We start from the raw sequence: 26,035 nt of genomic DNA, 5'->3' as shown, positions 1-26,035 counted from the left end.
AATGTTAAAAAAATCTTTATTAACAGCCTCAGGAGATCGGCACAATATCAACCACCTCAATTCCATATCCGCGCAAACCCGCTCTTTTCTTCGGATTGTTGGATAAAAGTCTCATCTTCGAAATACCCAGGCTCCTGAGAATCTGCGCTCCAATACCATAATCCCGCTGATCGGCTGTTACCGTTCCCGGTGCTGAAGGAGCGCGCTGCCCAGCCTCCATGCCATTGTATTTATAAAGCTTATCCAGCAAACTTGTACCAAAACTCTCCTGGTTCATGTAGATCACCACACCTTTACCCTCCTTCTCCACCATCTCCATGGCTTTGTGAAGAACATTGTTGCAGTCGCAGAGGCAGGATCCAAAAATATCCCCCGTAATACAGGAGCGATGCACCCGCACCATGACGGGCTCGTCTGCCGCCCATTCTCCTTTTACCAGGGCCAGATGATGGTCTCCAGAATCAAGTTGGGTATAAGCTACCATATTAAAATTCCCCCATTCCGTAGGAAGGTTGATGGCCACTTCTTTGCGTATGGAACTTTCTGAACTCAGGCGGTAGGCGATCAGATCTTTGATCGAGATGATTTTCATATTGAACTGCTCAGCAAGCTTAAGCAGGTCAGGAAGCCGCGCCATCTCCCCATCTTCGTTCATGATCTCTACGATCACGCCTGCAGGCTCGAGTCCCGCCAGACTAGCCAGGTCGACCGCAGCTTCGGTGTGACCGGCGCGTCTTAAAACCCCGCCCTCTTTCGCACGCAAAGGAAAAATATGTCCGGGTCGCCCCAGGTCAGCAGGCTGAGTGAGGGGATCGATCAGCGCCCTGATCGTCTTGGAACGGTCAGAAGCAGATATTCCAGTGGTACAACCCTTGCCAATCAGGTCAACAGATACTGTAAAATTGGTTTCATGGGTTGCCGTATTGGTTCCCACCATCAATTCAAGGTGAAGCTCATCACAGCGGCTTCCTGTCAGAGGTGCGCAAATGAGGCCCCTGCCCTGCGCAGCCATAAAATTCACCACCTCGGGACTGGCAAACCTGGCCGCAACCATAAAATCTCCTTCGTTCTCTCTGTCGTCATCATCGACTATAATGACGATCTTACCATTCTGAACGTCAGCTATTGCTTCCTGAATTGTGTTTAACCTGCTTTCCATTACAGCAAAGCTACTGCAAATATCATAAGATGTTTAATTTTATCGGCCTTTGATTTAATCCAATATCACAACCAGCCATCTCCCTTGCGTTTGCAAAAATATTGTCAAACCCTAAACGGCTTTTCAAGTTTATCCAGATACGAAAATTTCTTTATCTTGCGTTACAATACCCATCTAAATGAAAAAAACACTCTTACTCCTTACTCTATTTTCTACCATTTCCTTTAACATCCATGCACAATTCGGTGGCCTCGGCAAGAAGCTGATGGACAAAGGTACAGAACTGACCGGCGGCGGCCTCGGCAAACTCATTCAGCCGCGAGCTGCTATCACAACCAATTTCAAGGATGTCAGCACCGCCGGCAAAAAGCCACCTTCGTTCGTTGAGGGACAGAAAGCTCAACCGCTCTACCTCTTACCTAAAGCCGAGGGCGGTGGCTTTAAGCTTTGTGTGGGCTATTTTACCATGACTAATAAAAGTTACTGCCTGCAGGCAGGCACCAGAGGTCCCAGCAGCGGAGATGGATACATGCTTGCTCCCGTTCTGGGTCCGAAAAAAGAAGTGGTCATCTCCATCCTGAAGAATGCGGAAACCCATCCCAATGTCAGTCAGCGCGAAATTCAGGAGCTGCTCTGGGCAATCATTGCCCGTACGCGTTTTGCTGATTACAACACCCGCATTAAACGCACAGCAACGATCCTGCTTAGCCCGGCCGAGCTATTGAAACTGGAAGGTGGCGCCCTGGGTATATTACCCGACAATATGGTGGCGAAAGCGAAAGCGGAACTCCCACAGGGACTACAGGCTATATTCGAAGCTGAAAATAATATCCGCCGGTTGGCTGCATCGGGCACTTCCACTTATGAAGACATGGAGCGATATGCTATGCTCGCAGGACTTGTACCTGAAGCAGATAGAGAGTTCCCTTCCGGTACCTGGTCTCTGCATCCTGACGGCTATTACATACGCTTTATTCCAAGTGGATATTCCGTTACCGAAACCCAGATTTATGTACCGCAAGAGCTTGCCGAAAAAGTGTCAGAGCTGGTTTACGACGCACCGAATGCAATAGCCTGTCCCGCTAACACCGGTGCACAAAGGCTGATTCAAACCAACGAGCCGCTAGAACCGAATTATTCGCTTAAGTTAACTACAAAGTGCTTTTAGGCAAGGTCTGCCATAAGTATGAAACTTTAAAACACCCAATTTGATATGTATCAGGAAGACGCGTTCAAAAGATCTTCCTATACATATCTATAGTGATTGCCGTTTGATTAATTTGAATGGATTATGGACTTGAACATAGTCTTTGTCCATGATCAGCCGCGCGGTAGTCTCGCCCATTGCCTCAAAATCAGTCGTGATAACGGTAATGTCAAGCAATTCCTTCAATGCTGTTTCATTGAAGGAAATAATACCGATCTCCTCCCCTATTTTTAGCCCCTTTAATCGCACACTTTTGATCAGCGACGCGAGATCTGAATCCGTAAGGGTAATATAAACATGTCGCTTCTTCAACGTGGTATGACTCACATCCGCCACGATAGAGAACTGTTTTTTATTCTCATTACAAAATTGCTGTATGCCCTCTGTTATTTCAGTAGGATGATTACTGTGTTCCGGGAAGATAATGGTGATGCTGCTGTATTTAGATATCAGGTCTGTAGCTGAACTCAGGGCATTATAGATGTCCTTTTTAAAATCCTGATACACGGCAATATAATTGCCAATATCCAAAGACACATTTTTATCGAGCAACACAAGTTCATGTGAAGGGACCTCGGCGAGGATATCTGTGAACTCCTTTTCTTCCAGATGCTGAAAAAAATGGGGCATAATCACATAGTAATGATACCTGCCTCTTGCCCCATCCAGAATTTCCTTTAACATTTTCGGGTCATAGTGATGAACCTGTAGGTCCACCTTCGCCTTTCGCCCCAGGGTCCTGGTGAAGGCTTCATACACATCTTTCTTATAAGAACTAAGCTTGTTGAGCACCATCAGGATTCGGATGCTGGATTGGTCGACCTCATCGATATAGTTCCCCTTTCCCGGAACAGAAATAATGTATCCCTCGTCTTTCAGGCGCTTATAAGCGCGTTCAACAGTGTCCCGGGCAATCTTGTGTTTCTTACTGAAACCTGTAATGGAAAGCAGGCGATCATTTTTCTTCAGCACACCTTTTTCAATATCGCGTACAATCGCCTGCACAATCTGAGTTACTTTGGGAAGCTTATCCTTCGGATCAATCAAGAGCATATAATTTGGTTAGTTTAAGCGCCTGTCAAGGTAATAATTTTTCAGCTCATAGATAAAAAGCTAAATTATTTTCGAAGCTGCTTAATTCACAACCGATCGTCCTACTTCCCGAAACCCTTTCCAAATACATAAAAAAACCGCAGGCTCAACTGATTGGTTAAACCGGCATTAAATGAGCTGGACTTAAAACCCGAATAATTTGTTGGATCGGTGCGCATTTTGCTATAGGAAACACCAAACAACCTCGCAGAAACGCCAAAACGCTGCATCAGAAAATATTCGATATGCAGGTCTGCACCAATATTGTACTGCTTAAATTCCGTGTTTTCTTCAGACGGGTAGTTGGTTTTATTAAACGCATAAAGCGCGTAGGGACCACCGGCAATACCTAACTTAGGGGTTAGCATCAGATGTCTTCTAAGAGCAATAGAAGGAACCAGGGCGTAAGTTGAGGCTTTCGAGATGTCTCCATCTGTTTTGCTGCGAACACTGGAAACGGAGAGTCCCAAGCCACCTTTAAGTTCCCACTGATCTGCAAAAAAGTAACTGTAAGCCGGAGTAATACTGTAATACAGCTCTCGCTGTGTCGTATTTGGCGCATCGGTTGACTTTGTCGTTCATGAATCGCTATTTGCTATTACCTCCAAAAATCAGGAAGACCGACAAATTAAGACCATTCGTCACATCGAATGCAAAGGAATTGACTTTCGTTACCTCTCGGGTTCCTTGTTGTTGTTTCATCCTCGAATGTCCGTAAGAAAGGCTAGCCAGATTCGCTGCTATACCAATTCTCTTAACAGGAAAATACTCAATTCCGAGATTCACTCCGCCGCTGAACGAGTTAGACTTCACAGTATTATCAGCATCGTTGCTATAGGCTTGAGTTGATTCACCCTTGGTAAACGTCACAAAGGGTCCGGTGCGTATCCCAAACTGCTCAGACAACATGATGTGTTTCCTCAGGAATACTGACGCACCAACCTGATCCATACTGCTACCATTTGAATAAAAGTTAGAACCCTGGTAAATCCTGTTCAGTACGAAGATAACTTAGGCTAGCGCCCAAATCCAGGCGGTCAGCGATAAAATAGCTAAATGTAGGTCCGATATTAACATCTGTCAACTTTGCTTTTTGCTCAGAGTTTTCTGAACTGTTCTTTTGTGTCGTGTAGCCAACGGATTCTTGGTTCCTTTTTCGGTTTGCGCACGCGCCACTGATATGCAGGCGAGCGCCAGCACCAGTAGTGATAGGTTTAGTTTCATAATTTTCGTGTGTGTTAATTCAGATGTAATATAGAATTTTTATCTGCTGAAGAGAAAAGCTATCTTCAAAATATTTTACCATTGAATTAAGCACCTGAAAGTGATATCTAAGCTACAATACAAAAATAGTGAAAAAGGAGAATTCCATCACATTGCAGAACGAAATCTGGAGGATACCCAAGCCCTGATCAAAAGCTATCCCTGGGCCAGGGAACGAAACGGTGTTCCGGTACAACTCACCTGTCCCTCCGTTACCCTCGAACATCCAGCGGGCTCCTGCCTCAAGATCGGCCCATACTTTTCTTCAAAATTTGCTCTTTACCTGCTCGACCGGCGCAACAAGGTATACGTCCAGATCGCCGGCAGCCTGGAAGAGGTTTGTTTCTGCGTCGCAAACTATGTTCAACAAGAAGGAGACCTACCAGCCTTTGAAAAATATTCATTCACCATCAGGCCGGCAGATCATTTCAGAACAAAGACATTCAGGTACACAACTGATACAAGGGCAAAGCTGGTCTTTTTTACAGTCCCCCTGATAAGCACCCCTCCTTTTCTAAGCTTGCTTCTCCTTGCCTGCTTTCAAACTGCGGGTAACATGATGTTATTCGCATCCATCATGACTATTTTCCTGCTCAGCATATTATGGGCCCCGCTTCTCTACCTGTACTTTGATTACCGTAAAGCTGACGGTGATAGCTATCTGGAGATATCAAGAGGTCATGACGAATTTGTTTACTCCTCCGCCGATCAGGGGAAGGTCTATAGCAAACAAGAGGTCATTGCGATTGATTCCTATGGAACTTCGGCCTCGAGGAGTCCCTGGTTTGACTGCCGGATCTTCGTTCTGACCATGAAGGGGGGCGAGCAGGTACGGTTTACCAGCTTACTGATCTCCGAATCAACTCTCATTTACAAGTTCCCCGATCAGTCGGTCCGGTTTAGAAAAAAGTACTTCCCTACTACCGGAAGCATCACATAAACGCAGCTTAGAGTGAAAGGACCTTTAGACCATCATCGCGCGAACTTACAAAGTTGATATGTTTATTCTTGTTGCTCTCCTTCATGAAGTCCTGAAAACTCTTCTTCTCATACTTTGAAAAACTTCCGACTATACCAGCACGTAGACGATAATTGGAGAATTTTTGAAGAATCTCGCCCGCCATTCCGTTTTGCAGATCAAAAAATTCGGGGCAGATATTTTGCTCATCAATCAGTATCGCATCAAAATCCTGATAATAAAGGTTCCCTATCAATTCAAGCGCATCATCAACACTGCTTATGATCATCTGCTTAGAAAATAGTTCGGCAATTTTCTTAGCGCCGAGAAGGTGGACTTCAATTTGCATACTCTGTTTCTTATCTAAGTTTTCTAAAAACACCGGAATTCTGGCATTTTTGATTTTTTCTGCTTCGCTGGATCAAAATAAGAGCGATCACCTCCAGAGTTAGACCGAGGCCCGTACAGAAACCTCTCAGGAGATCAGACATTGGATAATACCGCGCCAAAACAGGTGTCAGGGTGGTGATTAACAGTCCGCTAATCAGGTACAGAAGGGCTGGTTTTGGAATTGTGGTACGTTTCATATTAATTAAGTTGTTTAGATATATTCTCAAATCTCTTCTTCGTTGCTTCCAGTTTAAGTGTGTGTTTCCTGAAAGTTCGCGGCCGCACAACGAACCACAGCACCCCGAGGTAGGTCAGGGCGATGACATAGTACACTCCTATAAGCCAAAGTGACTGCCTATGGATGGGCTCATAAAGATACAGCAGCCAGCCTACTGAGCAAATCGATATAATCCTGACCATCGTCTTCTTATAATAATAAGCCTGATTCTCACGGGTTTGGTCTATAAAAGCGAGAAACTCCAGATTGCTGCAATCCAGCAATTGATTAAACCGCTTAAGTGAGCGGATATTCGAAACGGCTATCAGCACGCCCGAAAGAATCATCAACGCCCCGCCCACATAGGTCGTTAGCAGGCGAAAGTCGACCGCCACGAGTACTACGAGTATCAAACAGCTAAAAAATATGGACCCGACAATAGCACCCCATTTATTTCTCAGTTTCTGCCGGCGAAATGTGCCGATCAGCTGCAACATCTCCGATGAACTGGGCAGTTTGTCTGTTTTTGCCGTATGCCATATGGCTTTCAGATCATTTAAATTGTCCATATGCTTCAAATTTTTGAGTCAGTTTATCTTTTATCCGATGAATCTTCACGCGGATATTGCCCTTGCTTAATCCCACTACTTCGGCAATTTCTGCCTGCGGCAAACCTTCCAGTTCGAGAGAGATGATGATCCGGTCTGTCTCCTCCAGTTCAGCAATACAACGGTAAAGCATGCTCAGCTTCTCCTCTTCAGACTCATCCTCCACCTCCGCTAAATGAAAGGGCAGCTCCGCTGCAGGCATCCGTTTGGCGACTTCCATCGCCCGCAAACAATGGTTGGTAGCGATTCTGAAGATCCAGGTACTGATCTGCGACTGATTGCGAAAACCCGGCAAGTTCTTCCATACCGAAATGAAGGTTTCCTGTACCAGATCTTTTGCATGATCAGCATCATTGGTATAGCCCATGCAAACCCGGAATATCTGGGCAGAATAGCGGTTATAAATTTCTTCGAATGATGGCATGTTGAATAAGCTGAACCACGATTTATTTTTATTTACGCCGGGTTAGATACAGCCCCTCAACAAATGTTACAGCACCCGGAATAAGTTATTTCTCTTGGTCCCATTTAATTAGCGACTCGGTCATGAGCGCCAGTTCCTTCCGGTTCAACACACCACTATGCCGGTAAATGACGCGCAGATCGCGGTCCAGCACTACCCATGTGGGATATGACAGCGAGCCGTTGTGCCGGCCCAATGCCACAGCCAGCTCATGAACACCCGACGACTCGCTTCCCGGCAGATAGCGGTAGCTTCGCCCCTTGAACTGAATAGGGTCTCTGTCTTCAGCATCAAGCTCGGCATAATAAAAATGGCTCCTGTTCTTTGCAAACTGCTTATTTTTATGGATATGAAATTTCTGCATCCTGCAATACACACACCAATCCGTCGTGATCAGCAGGAGAACGGGCCTGGGCTCTATAACCAAACTATCCTGCAGGTTCCTGAATTCAAGCGGACGCACCTGCGCATCTGCGTGCGAAATGCACATCCCTCCCAGTACGGACAATACAATCGGCACGGCACGGAAACGAACCAATAACTTCAATATACCCATTCTCTTTTACTTGAAAAGGTTATAACGGACCCCTAAGAAGCCCCGTATCCCCTGATTCGGACCATATACGTACGAAGGATCAAAAGTCAGTCCATACGGATTCTCAGGCGTCACCACCACCTGGCCCTGCATGTCAAACTGCACCTGCTTATCAAACGGATCATGCGAACGGGCAATAATGAAGGGATTCCCCCTGTTCGGTGTCCAGTTCAACAGATTCTTCACACCTCCGAAGATCTCCAGACCTTTACCCGCCGCTTTCGTCAGCTGAATATTCTGGATGCTCCACCAGGGCGAATGATCCCGACGCGGGTCTGTATCACTAAGCAAAGGTAAGCGCATGGGGCCATATAAATTCCCTGTATAATCGACCGTCATTCCCAAACCTTTGAATGCATACCCCACATTCCAAACACCCGTAAACTGTTCCGTGAACAACTGGCGCAGCCGCAAGCCTTCCTCCTGACTGTAAACGTCCATTGCAGTACCCCCCAGCAGGAACTTCAGTCCGCTCGGCAAGGAAAGGTCTATATTGAGAGAAATACCTTTGGAAACCGCGTATCCCGACAAATTATCGAAGATGATCTCCTGCGGATTAGTCTCATAGTCGGCAATAATCTTATTACTGAAACGGGTATAGAATCCCGTTGCGTCAAGACCGAGCAAACCGCCGTCAGACAAGAAGATCTTTTTCACGAAATTGATATTTGCATTCCAGGATGTCTCAGGCTGAAGATCACTGCGAAACACAACCTCCCTTGATCCGCTAAGTGCCGCATGATCTTCTGTGAACACATTAGCCACCCGGTAGCCATTTCCGACACTCAGGCGCAGAACGTTGTTCTTGTCCGCAGAGTTCCACTTATAATTAATCCGGGGCGTCAGGATACTGCCGTGAATGGAGTTATAATCGTAGCGCAATCCAAGAAGCAGCTTATTGTTCTCATTCAGGCTAATCTCATCCTGCAGAAAAATACCCGGCAGACTGGTATGCGATGGTCTGTTCCTTTGCGGATCTTCAAACGACCGTGTAGCCGGTGTATTATCGTCGTAATACGTGTAGCGATAGGCCAGTCCCGCCAGGATATCATGCCTCCCGATCCCTTTGTTCCAGGAGAGCTGTCCAAAACCTACATATTGGTCGGCATGATAGATGGTCGTTCCATAAACGCTGTTCTGATCATGTCCGTTAGCGCTGAACATAAAGGTGATTTTCTCCTTCACAGGGAGCTGATAAGTCCCGAAGTACTCCCACCGTTTGGTGTAGATGCTTTCCCCATATACCTCATCTCCTCCCCGATAATTCCGGTTCCAGTTCATCTGACCTCCCCAGCGATCCTCATATACATAGCGCGCAGCCATCGATAAGATCCTGTTCTCTTTTCTGTTGAAGCTCCACTTGTTGAATATTGAAATTCTGTTCTGCAAGGTGATATCCGTGAAGCCGTCTTTATTATTATCGATCGGGTTCTGATAATTGAAATAGTTCACACCGATCAGTGAATGCGCTTTCTTACCGACCTGAAACTTAGCCGCCAGATCGGCATTTACCTCCGCCCAGCTCGTGCCAAAAACATCTGCCGATACCAGGGGCGCGCTTACCGGGTTTTTGGTAATAATGTTAATCAGTCCGCCTACCGCCTCACTCCCGTACAAGGTAGAGGCAGGTCCCTTTACGATCTCGACACGATCGATCAGCGACTGCGGGATACCACTCAGTCCGTAAACCGTAGACAAGCCACTCACGATCGGCATGCCGTCAATCAGGATCATGGTATAGGGCCCTTCCAGACCGTTGATGTGAATGTCGCCGGTACTGCAGACATTGCAGTTCAGTTGGGGACGAACACCATTGATATTCTGAAGCGCATCAAAGACCGAAGGCGTGGGGTTGGCTCTGAAGAACTTCGATGTATATACTTCAACAGGCACCGGGCTGTCGAGTTTAGAAACTTCCTTCATGGTTCCAGATACCACCACTTCATTCAGCGAGGCATTCGATGCCTGCAGTACAATGTCACGGGTCACTGTAATGGAGTCGTCCACATCAATATGGCCCGACCAAAGCTGGTATCCAACAAAGGACGCCTGAACCTTCCAGTGACCTTTCGGTATTCCCGTGATGCGGTAATAGCCCAGGCTATCTACTGACGTTCCGATCTTTAACTGCGGCAGAGACACCGAAGCCATTTCTATGACATGACCGTACGAATCTGTCACCCTGCCCATTAGCGTACCGGTTTGAGCACGTGCCGACACTGAACAGAGAATTATAAGTATTAAAGCGGAGAGCACTTTCATATGATCTAAATTATTTGTTTTGCAAATCAAATATAGAAAGTTAGCTATATCTAACAAATAAAATTAGGATCTGTTGTAAGGTAACTTTGAAAATAACGCAAGCTTCTACTTGCCCCTTGTCTGGCAGAAACAGCAGTAGATCTGCATATTCCCCGGAAGCAGATTGCTGATCTCCGTAGAGGTTTTAAAGCTAAGGCACAGCCCAGAACAGGAGTATCGAGCTTTTCAAGGGCGCTCGAAGCCGCCCGCAACAAACATTCAGGCCGTTTAGACTGTAGTGTATAGAAACTCCAATTCATCTACCATGATAACAGAGACTCAACCAGGACTTAAATCTCATCGGATTCTTTTCTTGAATACACTCGGGTTCCTTGTCAGCTTTGCTGCCTGGATGATCAATGGTGTACTGGTAACCTACCTTACCGATAATGGCATCTTTGAATGGAGCATGGTTGACATTGGCTGGCTGCTCGGCGTACCGGTATTGACAGGATCACTCCTGCGTCTGCCCATCGGCATTCTGACCGATAAATTCGGTGGAAAGTGGGTCTTCGGGACCCTGCTGGTATTTTGTTCCATCCCCTTGTTTCTCCTTTCTTACGCCAATAGCTACACCTCTTTTCTGATATTAAGCTTCTTTTTCGGACTGGCTGGTACCAGCTTCGCCGTTGGTGTAGCCTATACCTCGGTCTGGTATCCCCAGAGCTGGCAAGGTCGGGCGATAGGCATTTTCGGCACGGGAGCTGCAGGTGCTTCTGTAACCACCCTGGTCGGCCCCTCTCTTCTGAATACACTGACCGACCATGGGGCTAACCCGGATGGATGGCGGCAAATGCCGGTCATTTATGCGGCTTGCCTGCTGCTGGTGGGCATCCTGTTTTTTCTTTTCGCTGAGAACAGAAAACCCATGGCTACAGGCAAATCCCTTATGCAGCTTCTCTCGCCCCTGAGCGAAGTACGCGTATGGCGCTTCGGGCTGTATTATTTTCTGGTATTCGGATGCTTCGTCGCTTTTTCACAATGGCTGGTACCTTACTTCGTGAACGTGTATCAGACGAATCTGGTTATGGCCGGACTGTTTGCGTCATGCTTCAGCCTTCCGGCGGGACTCTTCAGAGCGGTGGGCGGCTTCCTTTCCGATAAGTACGGCGCCCGTAAGGTCATGTACGGTGTATTGGGGATGTCTGTTATCCTGAGCTTCTTCCTGATCATTCCGCGCATGGAGATCGCTTCTCCGGGGGCCGGTATAATGGCAACTAGGGCGGGAACGGTAACTGCTGTGACGCCACATTCAATAGCTGTCGACGGAAAACCCTATACCATCAAGCCAAAGGACCGTATTTTTGACCACACGCGGAATACAACCATGATTTTCCCGAGCAAAGAAACCTGGCATGAGGTACTCGTAAAACCAGGCGATAAAGTAACGAAGAAACAGCTGATTGCACAAGGTACCACGCGAATCTACTTCCAGGCAAATATGTCGGTTTTCATTGTATTGGTGCTGCTCGTAGGCGTAACCTGGGGTATCGGTACAGCTGCGGTGTTCAAACACATTCCGGAGTATTTCCCTACTCAGATCGGCCTTGTTGGCGGTATGGTGGGCCTAATGGGCGGACTCGGTGGTTTCGTTGGACCGATCCTCTTCGGCTATCTGTTAACAGGAACGGGACTCTGGACAAGTTCATGGATGTTCATCTGGGTACTTTCGATGATATGTCTCGTCTGGATGCACCTGGTGATAACGAAAATGATGGCCAGGCGATCGCCTGACCTTCAGGATAAGTTTGAACACTTACCGGAGAAGTAATCTTCAATGGTAAGTGTCTGAATAATTAACGTTTTGCTTGACCTTTCTCTTTTTAGCTCCTGTCGGCAGGTAATACAACCAGAAAAATCCGATCAGGAATAAGAAGAGCGAGGCAAGGAATGCTGGAATGGCAATGTGTTTATTCTGTGCCAGCGCATTATTAAGAGCGGTATATAGCAACCAGATCTGAATACTGACATTAACCATCAGGATGACGATCAAAGCCAGAATGAGCGTATTGCTTTTGTTAGGATGCGCCTGATTTTGTCCTTCTCTGAAAGTACTCATATTATCCTTTTTTAAGATTGAACCTGTTCATCTGAGCCCGAAAAGGCTTTAACAAAGACGTCATCGCCTTTTACTACCACGTCAAGCCGCGGAAGCGCCCTTGGGGGTGGCCCTGCCAGTACTTCACCCGTGCGGGCATCAAACCAACCATTGTGGCAAGGACATTCGATATGTCCCGTTCCCGGTTTATAAAAAACGGCACATGACAGGTGTGTGCATTTTTGTTCGTAAGCACGCAGTTCGCCGTCTTCCAGGTGAATCAGGACATAAGGGATGGTACTACCCGGGATCACGAAGGACTTCGTGCCGCCAAGGGGGAGTTCATCCTTTCTGCAAACGAAGTGTTCGCCGGCCATTTCTTCTTCCGGAAAGAGGTGGGCTTTCGCAGCAACATAGCCACTTCCGGTAGCCAGTCCCCCCGAAACAAGACATAAGAATTTGGCAAAATCCCTCCTGGTGACCTGTCTGGATTCCAGTTGCTGGATCGGGAAATCTTCTTTCCAGTGATTATCCTTGTTATCTGTAGCCATACTATCTAATCTACTCGTAAAACTGTTGAGCCTTTTGGCATCATGATATTGACTTTGGTACTGACGTTTTCGTTACCGAAGATGAAGTTATTAACGGGCGTGCTGTTCGGGCGCATCATAGCCATCTCAGCGCGGGTTCCGTAGAAGAGCGCCTGAGTGGGACAAACCGTAGCGCACATCGGCTTTTTGCCTGCGCTGGTGCGGTCATAGCACATGTTGCACTTCATCATCAGGTCATATGCTTCGTTCTTTTTAGGAACGCCGAACGGACAAGCCATCACGCAGTTAGAGCAGCCGATACATCTGGCTGTGTTAGCTGTATGAACAACGCCAAACTCATCTTTGGAAATGGCATCGGCGGGACAAACATTCGCACAGGCAGGATCATCACAGTGCATGCAAACCTGAACGGTAGTCTGGATGGTTACGGCACGGTCAACATAGTTGACATGGATCATCGACTCGTGGCCGTTCGTTTCGCATTCGGCACAAGCCATCTCGCAGGCTTTGCATCCGATACAACGTTGCATGTCCACAAAGAACTCCTGGTTGGTCATATAATTTGTTACAGGCATATCTGTTCGTTTAAGATCTCAAAATAGGTTAAGTGCTGGCGTAAGCCTTTGAATCGGTTGATGGTTCAGCAAAGGTACCGGTACCTTCCAGCCTGCATGCACAGACTTTGAATTCAGGAATCTTGGATATCGGATCCAGGTTTCCGGTAGTGAATTGATTGGCCGACTTACGTCCCGGCCAGTGATACGGCAGGAAGATCGTGTCTGTACGGATCGTTTCCACTATGTTAGCCGGAAACTCTGCTGTGCCGCGGCGCGTCACCACCCTGATAATTTCGTCCTGTCGGATATTGTATTTCTTAGCCAGCAGTGGGTGGATTTCTACCTTGGGTTCAGGGAAGTTATCCACCAGCTTACCGATACGACGGGTCTGCGTTCCGCTGAGGTATTGCGACACCACACGACCGGTGGTCATCACTACCGGATATTCTTCGTCGGTCACCTCACCCGGCTCACGATATTTAACGGGGTTGAAATGGGCCTTCTGATCGGGAGTACAAAACTTCTTGTCTTCCCAGAGTCGCTTCGTTCCCGGATGATCCAGTGTAGGACATGGCCAAAAGATGCCCATGTTATCCTCAATCTTCTTATAGGTGATGCCGTAATAATCGGCGGTACTTCCGCGGGAGGCGACACGCAGCTCATTGAAGATATCTTCAGAGGTTTCAAACTTAAACTTATCTCCCGCACCGAGGCGTTCAGCCAGCTCCAGAATGATAGATGTGTCGGGCCTTGCTTCCCCCGGACAATCAACCACTTTCCTTACCCGGATAACACGTCCTTCAGCAGAAGTGACGGTTCCCTCCTCTTCCTCTTGAAGAGAACCTGGAAAGATAATATCGGCATGTCGCGAGGTTTCGTTCATAAAGAAGTCAATACAAGCATAGAACTCCAGCTTCTCGAAAGCCTCACGCACGAAATTGTTATTGGGAAGAGACACGATCGGATTGAAACAGATGGAGATCAGGCCCTTGATCTCGCCGCGGTGAATGGCTTCAACCAGCTCATAGGCTGTCAGCCCCTTGCCGGGAAGATCCTTTTCGTCTATGCCCCAGATATCGGATACGATCTTCCGGTGTTCGGGATTGGTGATATCCCGGTTTCCCGGCAGCTGATCACATTTGTGTCCGTGTTCACGTCCGCCCTGGCCATTTCCCTGACCGGTTATGGTGCCGTAACCGCAATAAGGCTTTCCGATCCTGCCGGTTGCGAGCACGATGTTGATACATCCTAACACGTTATCCACACCTTTGGTATGGTGTTCAATGCCTCTGGCGTGTAACAGGAAGCTGGTATTGGCCTTCCCCCACCACTGTGCGGCGAGCTCAATTTTTTCCTTCTCAATTCCGGTAATCTCTTCCGCCCACTCCAGCGTATAATCCTGCACGGCATCCAGAGCTTCCTGAAAACCGCTGGTATGATTATCGATAAAGTCGTGGTCGAGCATATCGTGATCTGCCAGATACTTCAGGATCGCCCCATAGAGGGCGGAGTCCGTTCCCGGTCTGACGGGCAGATGCAGGTCTGCTGTACGGGCAAGCGGGATCATACGCGGATCGACCACAATCAGCTTGGCACCGTAATCCCGCGCTCTCCAGATCCAATGAGTCAGCGTAGGGAATGTTTCGCTGACGTTAGCGCCCGTGATGATGATGACTTCGGCGCGCTCCAGATCTTCAAAGCTGTTGGAGATCCGGTCGAGACCGAAGGCCTTCTTATTCCCGGCACCTGCACTAACCATGCAAAGACGCCCGTTATAATCAAGATTGGCTGTCTTCAACGCAACCCGCGCAAACTTGCCAACCAGGTAGCTTTTTTCATTACTCAAAGAAACGCCGGAGAGCATGGCAAAGGCATTGTTGCCGTGCTGCTGCTGAATACGTTTGATCTCAGATACGGTCTTCTCCATGGCAGCATCCCAGGATAGCCTTTTGAAGCCGAGCCCCTCCTCTCTTTGCAGCGGATATAGGAGCCGGTCGGGATGGTTATTCTGCAGATATCGTTCCACACCCTTGGGACAAAGCCGCCCCTGGTTGTAGGGAAACTCCATCCAGGGCTCAAACCCTACTACTTTATTATCCTTCACCAAAAGCTTCATCCCACATTGCATGCCGCAAAAACAGCAATGGGTCTTTACCTCCTTATCCGGTTCGTCCCTCCCGGAATATCCTTCTTTCGGCGGATAATTCAGGTGAGGACCAAATTCATCAATCAGTTTTTCTGCTGGTACAGGCAATCTTGCCATAATTCAAGTTTAAAGATGTTAACCAAATAGCTTTCCGCCATTTTCCTGACGAGCTTTCAAATGTGCCATAGCCAGTCGGGAGCGCTTGCCCTCGGGACTGAGGTCAAGGTGAGACGTACCATCCTCCAGGGTAAAATCAAAGCCCAGTTCCTTTGTTACGTCCTTCAGATCATCTATATGCATCTGGGTAGCGAACTCTTTACCGGTATGCGGACAGACCGCCATGCCACGGCGTATACCTTCGCGCTTATAGATATGCGCACCGAGCTGAGCGGGGCGCTGGATAATATGAAAGAACTTCCCAAAAGGAATCCAGATGAGGAACATGATGACGGTGATGGCATGCGTGACTGCCATAAAATCGTAGGCGAAACCTTTCATGAACTCATAACTATACGTCAGACCCAATCCCGTTACCGATATAGCCAGGAGCAGGATCAGCGGCAGCAAGTCGCCTTCAAAAGACTGTGTGGAGATCAGCCCCGGCTTGGTCAGCCGACGCCTCATAAAGATCAGGACACCGATGATGACCATCCATGACGACCAGTTCAAGGCGTGAAAGGTCATGAATGCCATAAAGGATCCCAGTTCAAATTCCATGACTTTAAAACCGAAGAAATGCGCCTCGTAGAGCTTTGTGTCGGCAGGGTTAATTGCCGATTCCGGATTCAGGGTAAAGTGGATCCAGCCGAAGGTCAGCGGGAAGGTAATAAGAAAGGCGAGCGTACAACCTGCCGCCATGAGAAAATGGCCGATCCAGCGGCTTCTGCCGCGCGGATAGATGAACTTTTGGAAACCGATATTCTGAACGAACTCTTTGATAAAAAAGGCGAGGTGCGAAAAGAACTGCCGGTTCCAGATCAGCTCCCAGGTTCGTTTATAGTACATGCGGGTGGGGGGTCGCTGCAGCCAGACTGAATAGCGGTAAACTACTCCGAAGAACGCAAAAACGGTTCCGAAGAGATAAGCAATCAGTGCCGGATCGAAGTTCTGGAGCTCGCGCGAACCGTAAAAAACAAGAGCTATGGTGATAGCGGAAACTACGGTAGCGTTGATTAAAGCTTGTTTATTTAGTGAAAACATAGCGTCGTCGCGTTAGTGAACTAATTGGCTTGGATCCATTAAGGATATCCTGTCGGGGCCATAGGTAAATACAGCTTACAACATTTTTTAAACAAGACCCTATGGCTTTTGTTTTCTGAAAATATGCCCGACACATCTCGGCAATCCATTCACCTCCTATTTATTCAACATGGAAGACACCAGTTTATTCCTTCAACAATATGGAGATCACATCCAGATACCGGGCTTCGGCGTGCCGGGACAAGAAGCGTTGAATAACGCGCGGGTACTTGTTAACGGCGCAGGTGCACTGGCATCTCCCCTGCTCACCTATCTCTGTTCGATGGGCATCGGTCATCTGGGTATTATTTCAGACCAAAAGATCCGGCGGGGCGAGTTGCCCTCCGAGCCTGTTTTTCGCGGCGGCGACGAAGGCAAGCTGAAAACGCAGATACTTGCTTCCAGGCTCCGTGAAGTCAATCCGGACGTACGCATCCGTCTGCATGAACAAGCTCCAGACAGGGAAAGTGTACTGGATCTGATTGCCGGATACGACCTGGTGGTGGATGTGGCGCAGGTACCGGAACGCTCCCTCCTGATCAATGACGCCTGTGTGATTGTGGGTAAACCCCTGATCTATGGCGTCCTCGATTTCCCTTCGGGAAGTTATAGCGTGCTGAACTATAAGGGGGGCGCAACGCTGAGGTGCCTGATCAAAGACAAGGATGCGGGTCCGCTGATACAGCGATCTGCTAAGATCGGCCTGGCTACCTTGCCTGCCTTGATCAGCTGCATGATAGCAAATGAAGCAGTAAAGGTTATCGCTGAGATCGGCCAGATCAGCAGCGGTAAACTGGTTACGTTTAATGTGTTCAGTAATCAGCTGAGTACCCTGCGCGTGGAGCCGGTAGAAGAATACCGGAATCTGACATCCCTGCAATCCATCTATCTGGCGGCAGAAACGGAGCAACGCTCTGAACCCTCGCGAATACGTTCGATTAGTCCGAAGTTGCTGGACATCAAAATCAGGTATAAAGAGCCACTTCAGTTGGTTGATCTCCGCGACACGCCGATCGGAAGCCCTGATGAGTCATGGAACTACCTGCATATACCCGAACGTCAGTTTGCCGATAAGCTGGATGATATTCACCAGGATATTATCGTTGTGCTTTTATCAGAAGACGGGGAGCGTGCAGCCCAGCTGGCTGTTGAGATGAACGAGCGACAGGGATTCGACAATATCTATTATCTCGAAGGCGGAATAAGGGCCTGGAACAGTGCTACGGGAACGCCAAATGTAGAGTATGAAAGCTTTTAGCCCCGATGATCTCTTAAAAAGAAGAAGCCGCTAGCGGGCGGCAGCGGCTTCTTCCAGAATGACTATTTTTTATCCTGGCGGATGTCGAATTCATCTTTTTTGAAGCTCCAACCGAACTTCAGACCTATCACGAACACGGCGAGCGCTACCGTTCCGATAGCAAAGATCGTATCCCCTATCGCCCTCAGCCAGCGGAAGGTTTCCATCAGCGGCTGCTGCATAAATTCGGCAGAGCGGGCGTACCACATCCCCTCGTTCACACTGGCGATGGCCTGAAGCATACCCATAGGCAGCAGGCTGAGCAAAGCCATGAGCATCAGACCGATGTTGATGGACCAGAAAGCAAAACCGATCAAGCCATCCTTCCACACATTCTGGCGGTAGAGTCCTTTCAGCACGAAGAGCATCAGACCAATTCCCAGCACCCCATACACACCGAAGAGAGCAGTATGTCCGTGCAACGGAGTCGTATTCAGACCCTGCATGTAGTACAATGCCACAGGCGGATTGATAATGAACCCGAAGATCCCGGCACCCAGGAAGTTCCAGAAGGCCACCGCTATGAGACAATATATCGGCCATTTGTAACCTCGCACCCAGCCTTTCTTACCACTAAGGCGGTAGTTATGATAGGCCTCGTAACCGATGAGCACCAATGGTACCACTTCAAGCGCACTAAAGCTGGCACCCAGGGCCATGATGGCCTTCGGCGTACCTGAGAAGTAGAGGTGGTGAAACGTGCCCAGGATACCACCGGAAAGGAAGATGATGGTAGCGAAAAGAACGTTCAGGGTGGCCGACTTCTCGTTCAGCAGCTTCATGCGAACAAAAAGGAAGGCGGCGACTACGGTGGCAAATACTTCGAAGAAGCCTTCTACCCACAGATGGACAACCCACCAGCGCCAGTACTCGGCGATAGCCAGGTTCGTTTGGCGTCCCCACATCAGACCGGCACCGTAGAAGAGGGCAATTGCTGCTGAAGCGATGATGAACATGATCAGCAGGTGACGGCTTCCTGTTTTTTTGCGCAAGGCCGGAAGCAGGGCTCTGACCATCAGGAATAACCAAAGGAATAATCCCACAAACAACAGGATCTGCCATAGACGACCAAGATCCACGTACTCATAGCCTTGATGGCCAAGCCAAAAGTTTTCTGCCAGTCCCAGGCGCTGCATCACGCCGTACCACTGGCCAATCATAGAACCTACCACCACAATGATCAGGGCAATAAACAGGACATCTACGCCCAGCTTCTGAAACTTCGGTTCATAATCAGACACAGCCGGTGCGATATAGAGTCCTGTTGCCAGCCATGACGTAGCAATCCAGAAGATACCCAGCTGTACGTGCCAGGTGCGGCTTAGCGAATAAGGCATCACTTCGTCTAAAGGTATGCCGTAAAAGCCCCCTCCTTCCACGCCAAAGTGCGCAGTCACAACGCCCAGTATCACCTGTACGAGCATCAGTGCCGATACGATCCAGAAGTATTTCAATGTGGCCCGCATAGATGGTGTGGACGAGCTGTTCATCATCGGATCAGTCTCAGGCACCTCTTCTTCATGCTCAGCTTCATTGGTTTTGGCATTGTAGAAGGCCAGGATCCCGATACCTAGCAGCAACATGATCACGCTGAAGCCTGTCCACATGATAAGGTCTCCGGTAGCAATATTGCCGATCAGCTTATCAGGCGGCCAGTTGTGCGTATAAGAAACTGTTTCGCCCGGACGATTGGTCACGCAGGCCCAACTAGCCCAGAAGAAAAAGGTATTCATCTGCTTCATTCGCACGGGGTCCTTAATTGAGTTTTTTGCAATAGCATAATCGTCTCTCAGCTGGTTGAAGGCAGGATCGTCGGTAAACAGGGCCGAGTAATATTGACGGAGGTGCTCAAATGCCTGTGCTCTGACTGGAGAAACCGTCAGGATCTTCGTTTCAGGATCATAGGTATTGATGCGCAATTCCTTTTGAAGGCGGATCTGTAAACCGGCCTGTTGTTCATCAGAAAGTTGATCATAGCCTTTTCCGAAGTCTTGTTCAGACCAAAGATTCAGAATAAACAAGGCTTCACGGTGAAGCCAGTCGGCAGTCCAGTCGGGAGCTACATACGCACCATGACCCCAGATAGAACCAACCTCCTGACCTCCCATGCTTTGCCATACATTCTGCCCGTCTTTGATATCCTGACCCCTGAATAGCTCTTCATTTTGAGTGGTGACTACCTTCAAAGGTACAGGCGGTGCCTTCTGGTAGATTTCAAATCCATAGTAGAGGAGTACCGCAAATGATATCCCCACTACCAGCCCGAAGGCCCACCATAGTCTGGTTGTTGCTTTCATAAATTAAAATTGTTTTGAAGTGATATGTTAAATGGTTGTGAAGTGAATTTCCGGGTTTGAGGTCGGCAGAATAGCTTTATGTAATAGCACAGGCCCGAGAGGCAGAACAAGACCGAGATTCCAAGCAGAAGCTGCTGGTAGTTGGGGATTGAAATACGATACAGGCTCAGCAGCGGCTGAATAAAAAGAAGAACAAGGTATATCACCACAAGGCTGATGTACAGCATCTCCAGCTTTTTAATCTGCAGTTTCCGTGTGAAAAGATGCAGGAGAACGGGCGTTACACAGCCGAGGGTGATCAGATGCACATAGCCGATAATGAGATTACGATTAGAGAAGGTCCACTGTCCTACCTGAGGAATACAAACGAGGATCTGAAAAAGCACCTTAAGAGAGACCGCCAGAAGTGCGATGCGGATCAGGAGAGGCAAGCCTTTCAGTAGGCCTCCCATCTTCTGCATCATACCGAACCAGCTGACCGCGTTGACCAGTGCGATTATAAAGGCAAGCTCACTGATCCAGGGAAATGGCTTTGACCAGAGGGTAAAAATAATAAACAGCGGAAAGGTCGACAGAATAAAGGTGTACAGCCAGGGACGAACAGATGCCTGGGAGCGGCCAGCAGAGAGATATTCTTTAACTACGAGCCCCAGGGCAGTCAGCAGCATCCATCCGTTCATCTGAAAATGGAGATAAAAGTAGATGGCATTCTGGTATATCGCACCAGTATTTCCGGTGGCCTTCAGTACACCCAATGCCAGGGGACCTATAGAAGAGATGACCAAACACCAAATCCCCGCTTTTATCAGCAGCACGGCGTTCGGATGATCTTTCAGACGAAGCCTGGGCAGCGTGATTACTGCGAACCAGTAGGTAGCCAATAAGAAGAGTGTTGAAAACGCGATAGAAACAACTTTGTACCCTTGCAGCGAGAAGCTGACCAGCATGCCCAGCGAACTGATCAGCGCGAAAAGCAGGAGCCATTTCATAGAGGCTGAAACTGGCCGTTGCAGGTTGCGGTTGACAAGGATAACCAAAGCAAGAAAAACCCATCCGCCAAAGGCATAATGCGAATGGGCGTGCAGGATGTTCATATAGTTGAGACCGTGCAATGGATAGCACAGCATATATCTCAGGATAGCTCCGAAAAATGCGAGGATGATGAAGCTGAGGAAGGTCCAGCGTTCAAAGCTGATGCGATGGATGAAACTCATAATCTAATCGGCAAAATGGAGTTAGCGGGACCAGAATTCATTCGGATAACTTTCAACATAAGGCTGATGCTGTTCAGCCAGAAGCTTTCCGGCTTCTTCCAGTTGCTCATCATCCAACAGCTTCTCCATGTAGGGGAAAAGCTCACGTTCTTCGAAGCGGATGTGCGCGTCCAGGGCGCCGGTAAATGCAAGAAGAAGAGCTTCATCAGTCGGCTCAGACCCCGACAGCTCTCCAATCATTTGTTTCAGTTGCAGGTGTTCCTGTATGGTGCGGATACGGTACGAGTCCTGCGCATCAAGGAAAGGCAGCAACTGATTCTCTTCTTCATCAAAGTGCGGAAATAGTGCGGCTGAAGCGAAATATTTAACATAGCTGGTCAGTTCAGACAGAGGTACTCCTGACTTTAAGCCTTGTTTTATCTTCCACCCCAGTAATAATCCATGGTGGTGATCCTTTGATAGTTCTACAAGATTTTTATTCCTTTTCATAAGCCTGGGTTTTGAAGTATTCTCGCCTTTTGATATTAAAAGACAAATTTGTCTTCTATGCAAAAGAGAGACTATTAGGGGAAGTAAAAAATGACAGTCGTCACATTTCTGCAAAGTTTATCCCGATGAGGAAAAAACCGGAGAGGCCTGCGGGAGACCGTTGAGAAAAAATTGATAAGGAGATGATCTACTCCGGATACATCAGGAGGGTATAGAAAACATGCCGGACCTCACTACGACTCGCTTCCGTTATATTTAAGTTACCTCAGAGATACCTTGAAACTGCTGCCTTTTTGTAGATTTGGCGCGTAAACTTATATTAAAAGGAATGTTCAAACCGTTCCTAACCATTTTAACCCAAGAACCAACCATTCATGATGACGAAGAAATTCAGGCTTGCCCTGCTGCTCCTATTTTCATTATCGCTAAACCTAGATGCCTTTTCCAAAGAAGTATTTCCGGATGGAACACCCATTCCTGAATGGTTCCGGCAGAACAAACCTACAGATATCAGCAAGCTTGGAAAACACTATCGTATAACCGACTATGAAGTCCAAAACGACAGCACGATTATCCAGACACAACGCATCCAGTCCATTATCGATCAGGCTTCGGCAAATGGCGGCGGAGTAATTGTGATTCCGAAGGGAACGTTTCTAAGTGGATCCCTGTTCTTCAAAAAAGGGACTCACCTGCACGTAGAAGATGGGGGGAAGTTAAAAGGCAGTGATGACATTACCAATTTTCCTCTGGTGATGACCCGCATGGAAGGTCAAACTCTTAAGTACTTCGCAGCACTGGTAAATGCAGACGGGCTCGACGGATTTACTATTTCTGGCAAAGGAACTATTGACGGGAACGGGCTCCGTTACTGGAAAGCATTCTGGTTAAGAAGGCAGTTCAATCCTAAATGTACCAATATGGACGAGATGAGACCCCGCCTCGTATATATCTCGAACAGCAAAAACGTACAGCTTTCGGGGGTACGCCTGATGAACTCCCCATTCTGGACAACCCACCTCTATAAATGCGAGAATGTCAAGCTTCTTGACCTGTACATCTACTCACCTAAAGAGCCTGTTAAGGCGCCCAGCACAGACGCCGTGGATATAGACGCTTGTAAAAACGTTCTGATTAAGAACTGCTATATGTCTGTAAACGACGACGCTGTGGCGTTAAAAGGGGGAAAAGGCCCTCATGCAGATACAGATCCTACTAACGGAAGCAATGAAAACATCATTATCGAAGATTGCACCTACGGGTTTTGTCACGGTGCTCTGACTTTCGGAAGTGAGTCTGTGCAAGACCGCAACATCATTTTGCGTCGCATCAAGATTAACCATGCAGAGCGTCTGCTTTGGCTGAAAATGCGTCCGGATACTCCGCAGAATTATGAATATGTGCTGGTAGAAGACATCCAGGGCAGTGATATCGGCAACTTCATCTTCATCCGTCCCTGGACACAATTTTTCGATTTAAAAGGAGAAGACGTTGCCGGAACCTCAAACGGTCGTCATATTACCATGCGCAATATCAAACTCGACTGTGAAAACTTCTTTAATGTGGGCGCATCTGGTGACAATGCAGGTGGAAAAGGCTTCAAATATAAACTGGCGGATTTCCGGTTCGAAAATATCGACGTAAGCGCGGAGAAGTACCTCGACATTGACACATCGATCATCGAGAACTTCAAGCTGAAGAATGTGGTGGTGAATAAGAAGAAGATTTTTTAATCAGTTGAATTACCCACCTGGTGGTTCTACCGATAAGTACGCGTCTGAAACCCAAGCCTGCCGATAACGATGAAAATATTAAAAAGAGCAACTCAATTTGTGTTTGTATGCCTTTCATGCATTCAACTTTATGCGTTTAACCCTCTTCAGGCGCAGGTAGTAAGTACAGATGAGCGACCCGTATTTATCAGGTCAGGGAATGTTGTACCCTCGCAGAAGAACCAGGCAAAAAAGAAAATCTCTGCTTTCAGCTACACCAATCCCATCATACGCGATACCTCTATAGCAATGCGCGATCATTTCATTATCAAGGTTGCAGACAAATGGTATGCTACAGGGACCTCCTCCCCTGTCTGGACCGGCTATAATCCCGGCGTGAGACTACTCGTCTCGGACGATATGATTAACTGGAAACAACATTCATTCATTATTGACGGGAGCAAGTTACCTGCAGATTGTCCCTATAACGGCCGTTTCTGGGCATCGGAAATACACTATATCCAGAGCAAGTTTTGGCTAACCGTAAACAGCGGAAAGGTTACGGAGCAGGATCCCAAAGGAATGAGCACGCATAGTGTATGGCTATTTGTTGCAGATGCAGTAACCGGTCCCTACAAGCTGGTCAACGGGCCCCTAACACCTCAATACAACAACGACGCTACGCTGTTTGAAGATGAAGACGGACAAACGTATATGTACTGCAGCGGAAACGGACTGTTTCAGGCAAAAATAGACTTGCCATCAGGTAAGATCATCGGCGAACTTGAGAAGATCCGCGGAGCAAAAGATGCAGGCAATCCCGGTTGGATGGTCGGTGGGATTGAGGGCCCCTTTGTGCTTAAAAGAGCAGGTGTTTACTATATGTTTTTTTCTGCATGGACCCGCGGATATGAAGTGGGTCTTTTAAAGGCGCCCAGTCCCTTAGGTCCCTGGGAATTAGCCTCACCTGAACCGATCTTTGGTACCCGAAAACGGAAGTACCGGGAGGAGATGGCCAAAAGTGGAGGTTACGCAAATTTGCAGTTCGATGATACGAAGGACCCTTATTGCGAAACAGGCCACAATGCTATTTTTGAAGGCCCCGACGGTAAACTCTGGAGTTCATGCCATTATATGATCTTTGATGGAAAGACCTTCGATTCGACAGATGAAACAGGTCAACCCATACCGCAGATGGGTATTGAGCCTTTGTACTTCAGGGATGGAATTTTCGTAATAGACGGTCCTAGCTGGAAGCCTCAGAAGATTTCTTATTAAGGCGGTGATGCCTTTCGATCAGTAGAGGTCTGTTATCCATGAGATTTGGATTTTCGAGCCTGTTGTGATTGCTATCGGTTCCTTCAGGATTTCTGCCCAGAACAGTAGGTGAAAGAACTTTACTCAGAAGAAAATCCGGCCCTCATCTTGAATCGCATCCATATGTTGTTTAACCAACCCTACTAAAAGCATGAAAAAAATCTATTTATGCGCCATATCGGGCCGGATTACTTCCCGGATAAGTCCGACTGTAGCAGCAAAACGTGGGACTTTATACTGCCTGTTGTCTCAAGGTACGGGTGCTCATAGAGTGGATATCCATGCTAAGACAGGGGCCCAACTTTGAGAAAAACGCGCTCTATTTGGGAAGATTCGGTTTTAAATTGCTAGAAAATCGACACCTGCCATTGTCTGCCCTATCTTGTTCCCAACAAAAAAGCATAGCAATGGCAAAAGTAGACAACAAAGGCATGGTGCATGGCACTGCCGGATCTGTAATATATCGCAGATACCGTAATATGAACATTATTCAGGGAAAGCCCCGTAAGTTTAAGCAGACCACGGAAAGTATTCGTGCCGCTACGGAGTTTGGCCTTTCCAGTACGACCGCTGCGGTTATTCGTCAAGCCTTCCAGCCAGCGTATGTCCACCGGGATGGCCAGGCGGCCAGTAGGAGCACACAACTGGTGTACCGGGGCATCCGGGGGAGCGTGAGTGGCAGTGGAGGCAGGAGGGACCTTCATGATGCAGACTTGAGCAGTATCGTGGGAATGGAATTCAATATCAACAGCCCATTGAAGGAAGTGCTGCAGTTCAATCATCAGGTAGAGCGTGATGAACAAGGGAAGATCCGTGTGTTTATGGGAGCGTTTGATTCCAAGACGGACATCCGGGTACCCCCGGGCATCAGAAAATCAGCTAGCAAGTACCGGATCCGTTTTAGCCTGATCGGCTTTAATTTTCG

General features: G+C 47.9%; 23 protein-coding genes and 1 pseudogene. 7 read left to right on the top strand and 17 right to left on the bottom strand.

What is annotated here, in order from left to right; translation table 11 throughout:
* Positions 1–28: 28 nt before the first annotated feature.
* Positions 29–1,159 carry a 3,4-dihydroxy-2-butanone-4-phosphate synthase gene (gene ribB, locus ACO1NU_RS13120; RefSeq protein WP_448818945.1) on the bottom strand — a complete coding sequence of 377 codons (1,131 nt, stop codon included), beginning with the start codon at positions 1,157–1,159 and terminating at the stop codon, positions 29–31.
* A gap of 178 nt (positions 1,160–1,337) precedes the next feature.
* Between ribB and ACO1NU_RS13115 the strand changes: the two genes are divergently transcribed.
* Positions 1,338–2,327, top strand: a complete 990-nt coding sequence (locus ACO1NU_RS13115; RefSeq protein WP_448818944.1) for a hypothetical protein — start codon at positions 1,338–1,340, stop codon at positions 2,325–2,327.
* Between the two features lie 87 nt (positions 2,328–2,414).
* Here the strand turns inward: ACO1NU_RS13115 and ACO1NU_RS13110 are convergent, their stop codons facing one another.
* The 3 genes from ACO1NU_RS13110 to ACO1NU_RS13100 all read right to left on the bottom strand — a co-directional run bounded on the left by ACO1NU_RS13110 (position 2,415) and on the right by ACO1NU_RS13100 (position 4,409).
* On the bottom strand, positions 2,415–3,419 hold the full coding sequence (locus ACO1NU_RS13110) for a GntR family transcriptional regulator (RefSeq protein WP_448818943.1): 1,005 nt from the start codon (positions 3,417–3,419) through the stop codon (positions 2,415–2,417).
* Between the two features lie 101 nt (positions 3,420–3,520).
* The gene (locus tag ACO1NU_RS13105; RefSeq protein ID WP_448818942.1) at positions 3,521–3,928 is read right to left on the bottom strand and encodes a hypothetical protein; all 408 of its coding nucleotides are present in this window, start codon (positions 3,926–3,928) and stop codon (positions 3,521–3,523) included.
* Positions 3,929–4,046: 118 nt separating this feature from the next.
* Positions 4,047–4,409, bottom strand: coding sequence for a hypothetical protein (locus tag ACO1NU_RS13100; protein ID WP_448818941.1), 363 nt, complete (start codon positions 4,407–4,409; stop codon positions 4,047–4,049).
* 373 nt (positions 4,410–4,782) lie between these two features.
* Here ACO1NU_RS13100 and ACO1NU_RS13095 point away from each other — a divergent pair, with 373 nt between their 5' ends.
* Positions 4,783–5,661: a hypothetical protein gene (locus ACO1NU_RS13095; protein ID WP_448818940.1), complete on the top strand. Its 879-nt coding sequence runs from the start codon at positions 4,783–4,785 to the stop codon at positions 5,659–5,661.
* Positions 5,662–5,668: 7 nt separating this feature from the next.
* On the opposite strand, the gene ACO1NU_RS13090 is transcribed toward ACO1NU_RS13095, so the two are convergent.
* The 5 genes from ACO1NU_RS13090 to ACO1NU_RS13070 all read right to left on the bottom strand — a co-directional run bounded on the left by ACO1NU_RS13090 (position 5,669) and on the right by ACO1NU_RS13070 (position 10,214).
* A complete protein-coding gene (locus ACO1NU_RS13090; protein WP_448818939.1) occupies positions 5,669–6,028 on the bottom strand; it encodes a DUF4180 domain-containing protein in 360 nt (119 codons plus the stop codon).
* Between the two features lie 239 nt (positions 6,029–6,267).
* Positions 6,268–6,855, bottom strand: a complete 588-nt coding sequence (locus ACO1NU_RS13085; RefSeq protein WP_448818938.1) for a hypothetical protein — start codon at positions 6,853–6,855, stop codon at positions 6,268–6,270.
* Positions 6,839–7,318: an RNA polymerase sigma factor gene (locus ACO1NU_RS13080; RefSeq protein ID WP_448818937.1), complete on the bottom strand. Its 480-nt coding sequence runs from the start codon at positions 7,316–7,318 to the stop codon at positions 6,839–6,841. The genes ACO1NU_RS13085 and ACO1NU_RS13080 overlap by 17 nt, the downstream gene beginning before the upstream one ends.
* An 85-nt stretch (positions 7,319–7,403) precedes the next feature.
* A complete protein-coding gene (locus ACO1NU_RS13075) occupies positions 7,404–7,913 on the bottom strand; it encodes a thioredoxin family protein (RefSeq protein WP_448818936.1) in 510 nt (169 codons plus the stop codon).
* Between the two features lie 6 nt (positions 7,914–7,919).
* Entirely contained in the window at positions 7,920–10,214 is a 2,295-nt protein-coding gene (locus ACO1NU_RS13070; RefSeq protein ID WP_448818935.1) for a TonB-dependent receptor, read from the bottom strand.
* Between the two features lie 304 nt (positions 10,215–10,518).
* On the opposite strand from ACO1NU_RS13070, the gene ACO1NU_RS13065 reads away from it, so the two are divergent.
* Positions 10,519–12,024 carry an MFS transporter gene (locus tag ACO1NU_RS13065; protein ID WP_448818934.1) on the top strand — a complete coding sequence of 502 codons (1,506 nt, stop codon included), beginning with the start codon at positions 10,519–10,521 and terminating at the stop codon, positions 12,022–12,024.
* Between the two features lie 3 nt (positions 12,025–12,027).
* On the opposite strand, the gene ACO1NU_RS13060 is transcribed toward ACO1NU_RS13065, so the two are convergent.
* From ACO1NU_RS13060 to ACO1NU_RS13040, 5 genes are read right to left on the bottom strand one after another with little or no spacing between them, the layout of a single operon-like run.
* Positions 12,028–12,312 (bottom strand): DUF6755 family protein, encoded by a 285-nt coding sequence (locus ACO1NU_RS13060; RefSeq protein ID WP_448818933.1) that lies wholly within the window; start codon positions 12,310–12,312, stop codon positions 12,028–12,030.
* A gap of 11 nt (positions 12,313–12,323) precedes the next feature.
* Positions 12,324–12,842 carry a Rieske (2Fe-2S) protein gene (locus ACO1NU_RS13055; RefSeq protein ID WP_448818932.1) on the bottom strand — a complete coding sequence of 173 codons (519 nt, stop codon included), beginning with the start codon at positions 12,840–12,842 and terminating at the stop codon, positions 12,324–12,326.
* A gap of 5 nt (positions 12,843–12,847) precedes the next feature.
* A complete protein-coding gene (locus ACO1NU_RS13050) occupies positions 12,848–13,417 on the bottom strand; it encodes a 4Fe-4S dicluster domain-containing protein (protein ID WP_448818931.1) in 570 nt (189 codons plus the stop codon).
* Positions 13,418–13,445: 28 nt separating this feature from the next.
* The gene (locus tag ACO1NU_RS13045) at positions 13,446–15,662 is read right to left on the bottom strand and encodes a molybdopterin oxidoreductase family protein (RefSeq protein ID WP_448818930.1); all 2,217 of its coding nucleotides are present in this window, start codon (positions 15,660–15,662) and stop codon (positions 13,446–13,448) included.
* An 18-nt stretch (positions 15,663–15,680) separates the two neighbouring features.
* Positions 15,681–16,745, bottom strand: coding sequence for an MFS transporter (locus ACO1NU_RS13040; RefSeq protein WP_448818929.1), 1,065 nt, complete (start codon positions 16,743–16,745; stop codon positions 15,681–15,683).
* A gap of 169 nt (positions 16,746–16,914) precedes the next feature.
* Between ACO1NU_RS13040 and ACO1NU_RS13035 the strand changes: the two genes are divergently transcribed.
* Complete coding sequence (locus ACO1NU_RS13035; protein ID WP_448818928.1) at positions 16,915–18,042, top strand: ThiF family adenylyltransferase; 1,128 nt, start codon at positions 16,915–16,917, stop codon at positions 18,040–18,042.
* Positions 18,043–18,104: 62 nt separating this feature from the next.
* Here ACO1NU_RS13035 and ACO1NU_RS13030 read toward each other — a convergent pair whose 3' ends face one another.
* From ACO1NU_RS13030 to ACO1NU_RS13020, 3 genes are read right to left on the bottom strand one after another with little or no spacing between them, the layout of a single operon-like run.
* Positions 18,105–20,378: a nitric-oxide reductase large subunit gene (locus tag ACO1NU_RS13030; protein ID WP_448818927.1), complete on the bottom strand. Its 2,274-nt coding sequence runs from the start codon at positions 20,376–20,378 to the stop codon at positions 18,105–18,107.
* Entirely contained in the window at positions 20,375–21,592 is a 1,218-nt protein-coding gene (locus ACO1NU_RS13025; protein WP_448818926.1) for a hypothetical protein, read from the bottom strand. Before ACO1NU_RS13025 ends, ACO1NU_RS13030 begins: the two co-directional genes overlap by 4 nt.
* A 21-nt stretch (positions 21,593–21,613) precedes the next feature.
* Positions 21,614–22,081, bottom strand: coding sequence for a hemerythrin domain-containing protein (locus tag ACO1NU_RS13020; RefSeq protein ID WP_448818925.1), 468 nt, complete (start codon positions 22,079–22,081; stop codon positions 21,614–21,616).
* 374 nt (positions 22,082–22,455) lie between these two features.
* Here ACO1NU_RS13020 and ACO1NU_RS13015 point away from each other — a divergent pair, with 374 nt between their 5' ends.
* The 3 genes and pseudogenes from ACO1NU_RS13015 to ACO1NU_RS13005 all read left to right on the top strand — a co-directional run.
* Positions 22,456–23,814 (top strand): rhamnogalacturonidase, encoded by a 1,359-nt coding sequence (locus tag ACO1NU_RS13015; protein ID WP_448818924.1) that lies wholly within the window; start codon positions 22,456–22,458, stop codon positions 23,812–23,814.
* A 69-nt stretch (positions 23,815–23,883) separates the two neighbouring features.
* Positions 23,884–25,071, top strand: coding sequence for a glycoside hydrolase family 43 protein (locus tag ACO1NU_RS13010; RefSeq protein WP_448818923.1), 1,188 nt, complete (start codon positions 23,884–23,886; stop codon positions 25,069–25,071).
* A gap of 446 nt (positions 25,072–25,517) precedes the next feature.
* A pseudogene (locus tag ACO1NU_RS13005) lies at positions 25,518–26,035 on the top strand (hypothetical protein); the annotation flags it as partial.

The sequence above is a fragment of the Arcticibacter sp. genome, assembly GCF_053551015.1.
The sequence above is the reverse complement of the archived record's forward strand: the minus strand, read 5'-3'. Positions and strand labels throughout refer to the sequence as shown.

Coding starts and splice junctions, on each gene's coding strand:
- ACO1NU_RS13110 (WP_448818943.1), bottom strand. CDS start 3,419: ATGCTCTTGATTGATCCGAAGGATAAGCTTCCCAAAGTAACTCAGATT.
- ACO1NU_RS13115 (WP_448818944.1), top strand. CDS start 1,338: ATGAAAAAAACACTCTTACTCCTTACTCTATTTTCTACCATTTCCTTT.
- ACO1NU_RS13035 (WP_448818928.1), top strand. CDS start 16,915: ATGGAAGACACCAGTTTATTCCTTCAACAATATGGAGATCACATCCAG.
- ACO1NU_RS13070 (WP_448818935.1), bottom strand. CDS start 10,214: ATGAAAGTGCTCTCCGCTTTAATACTTATAATTCTCTGTTCAGTGTCG.
- ACO1NU_RS13075 (WP_448818936.1), bottom strand. CDS start 7,913: ATGGGTATATTGAAGTTATTGGTTCGTTTCCGTGCCGTGCCGATTGTA.
- ACO1NU_RS13065 (WP_448818934.1), top strand. CDS start 10,519: ATGATAACAGAGACTCAACCAGGACTTAAATCTCATCGGATTCTTTTC.
- ACO1NU_RS13060 (WP_448818933.1), bottom strand. CDS start 12,312: ATGAGTACTTTCAGAGAAGGACAAAATCAGGCGCATCCTAACAAAAGC.
- ACO1NU_RS13050 (WP_448818931.1), bottom strand. CDS start 13,417: ATGCCTGTAACAAATTATATGACCAACCAGGAGTTCTTTGTGGACATG.
- ribB (WP_448818945.1), bottom strand. CDS start 1,159: ATGGAAAGCAGGTTAAACACAATTCAGGAAGCAATAGCTGACGTTCAG.
- ACO1NU_RS13030 (WP_448818927.1), bottom strand. CDS start 20,378: ATGAAAGCAACAACCAGACTATGGTGGGCCTTCGGGCTGGTAGTGGGG.
- ACO1NU_RS13085 (WP_448818938.1), bottom strand. CDS start 6,855: ATGGACAATTTAAATGATCTGAAAGCCATATGGCATACGGCAAAAACA.
- ACO1NU_RS13010 (WP_448818923.1), top strand. CDS start 23,884: ATGAAAATATTAAAAAGAGCAACTCAATTTGTGTTTGTATGCCTTTCA.
- ACO1NU_RS13025 (WP_448818926.1), bottom strand. CDS start 21,592: ATGAGTTTCATCCATCGCATCAGCTTTGAACGCTGGACCTTCCTCAGC.
- ACO1NU_RS13055 (WP_448818932.1), bottom strand. CDS start 12,842: ATGGCTACAGATAACAAGGATAATCACTGGAAAGAAGATTTCCCGATC.
- ACO1NU_RS13045 (WP_448818930.1), bottom strand. CDS start 15,662: ATGGCAAGATTGCCTGTACCAGCAGAAAAACTGATTGATGAATTTGGT.
- ACO1NU_RS13040 (WP_448818929.1), bottom strand. CDS start 16,745: ATGTTTTCACTAAATAAACAAGCTTTAATCAACGCTACCGTAGTTTCC.
- ACO1NU_RS13020 (WP_448818925.1), bottom strand. CDS start 22,081: ATGAAAAGGAATAAAAATCTTGTAGAACTATCAAAGGATCACCACCAT.
- ACO1NU_RS13015 (WP_448818924.1), top strand. CDS start 22,456: ATGATGACGAAGAAATTCAGGCTTGCCCTGCTGCTCCTATTTTCATTA.
- ACO1NU_RS13090 (WP_448818939.1), bottom strand. CDS start 6,028: ATGCAAATTGAAGTCCACCTTCTCGGCGCTAAGAAAATTGCCGAACTA.
- ACO1NU_RS13100 (WP_448818941.1), bottom strand. CDS start 4,409: ATGGATCAGGTTGGTGCGTCAGTATTCCTGAGGAAACACATCATGTTG.
- ACO1NU_RS13080 (WP_448818937.1), bottom strand. CDS start 7,318: ATGCCATCATTCGAAGAAATTTATAACCGCTATTCTGCCCAGATATTC.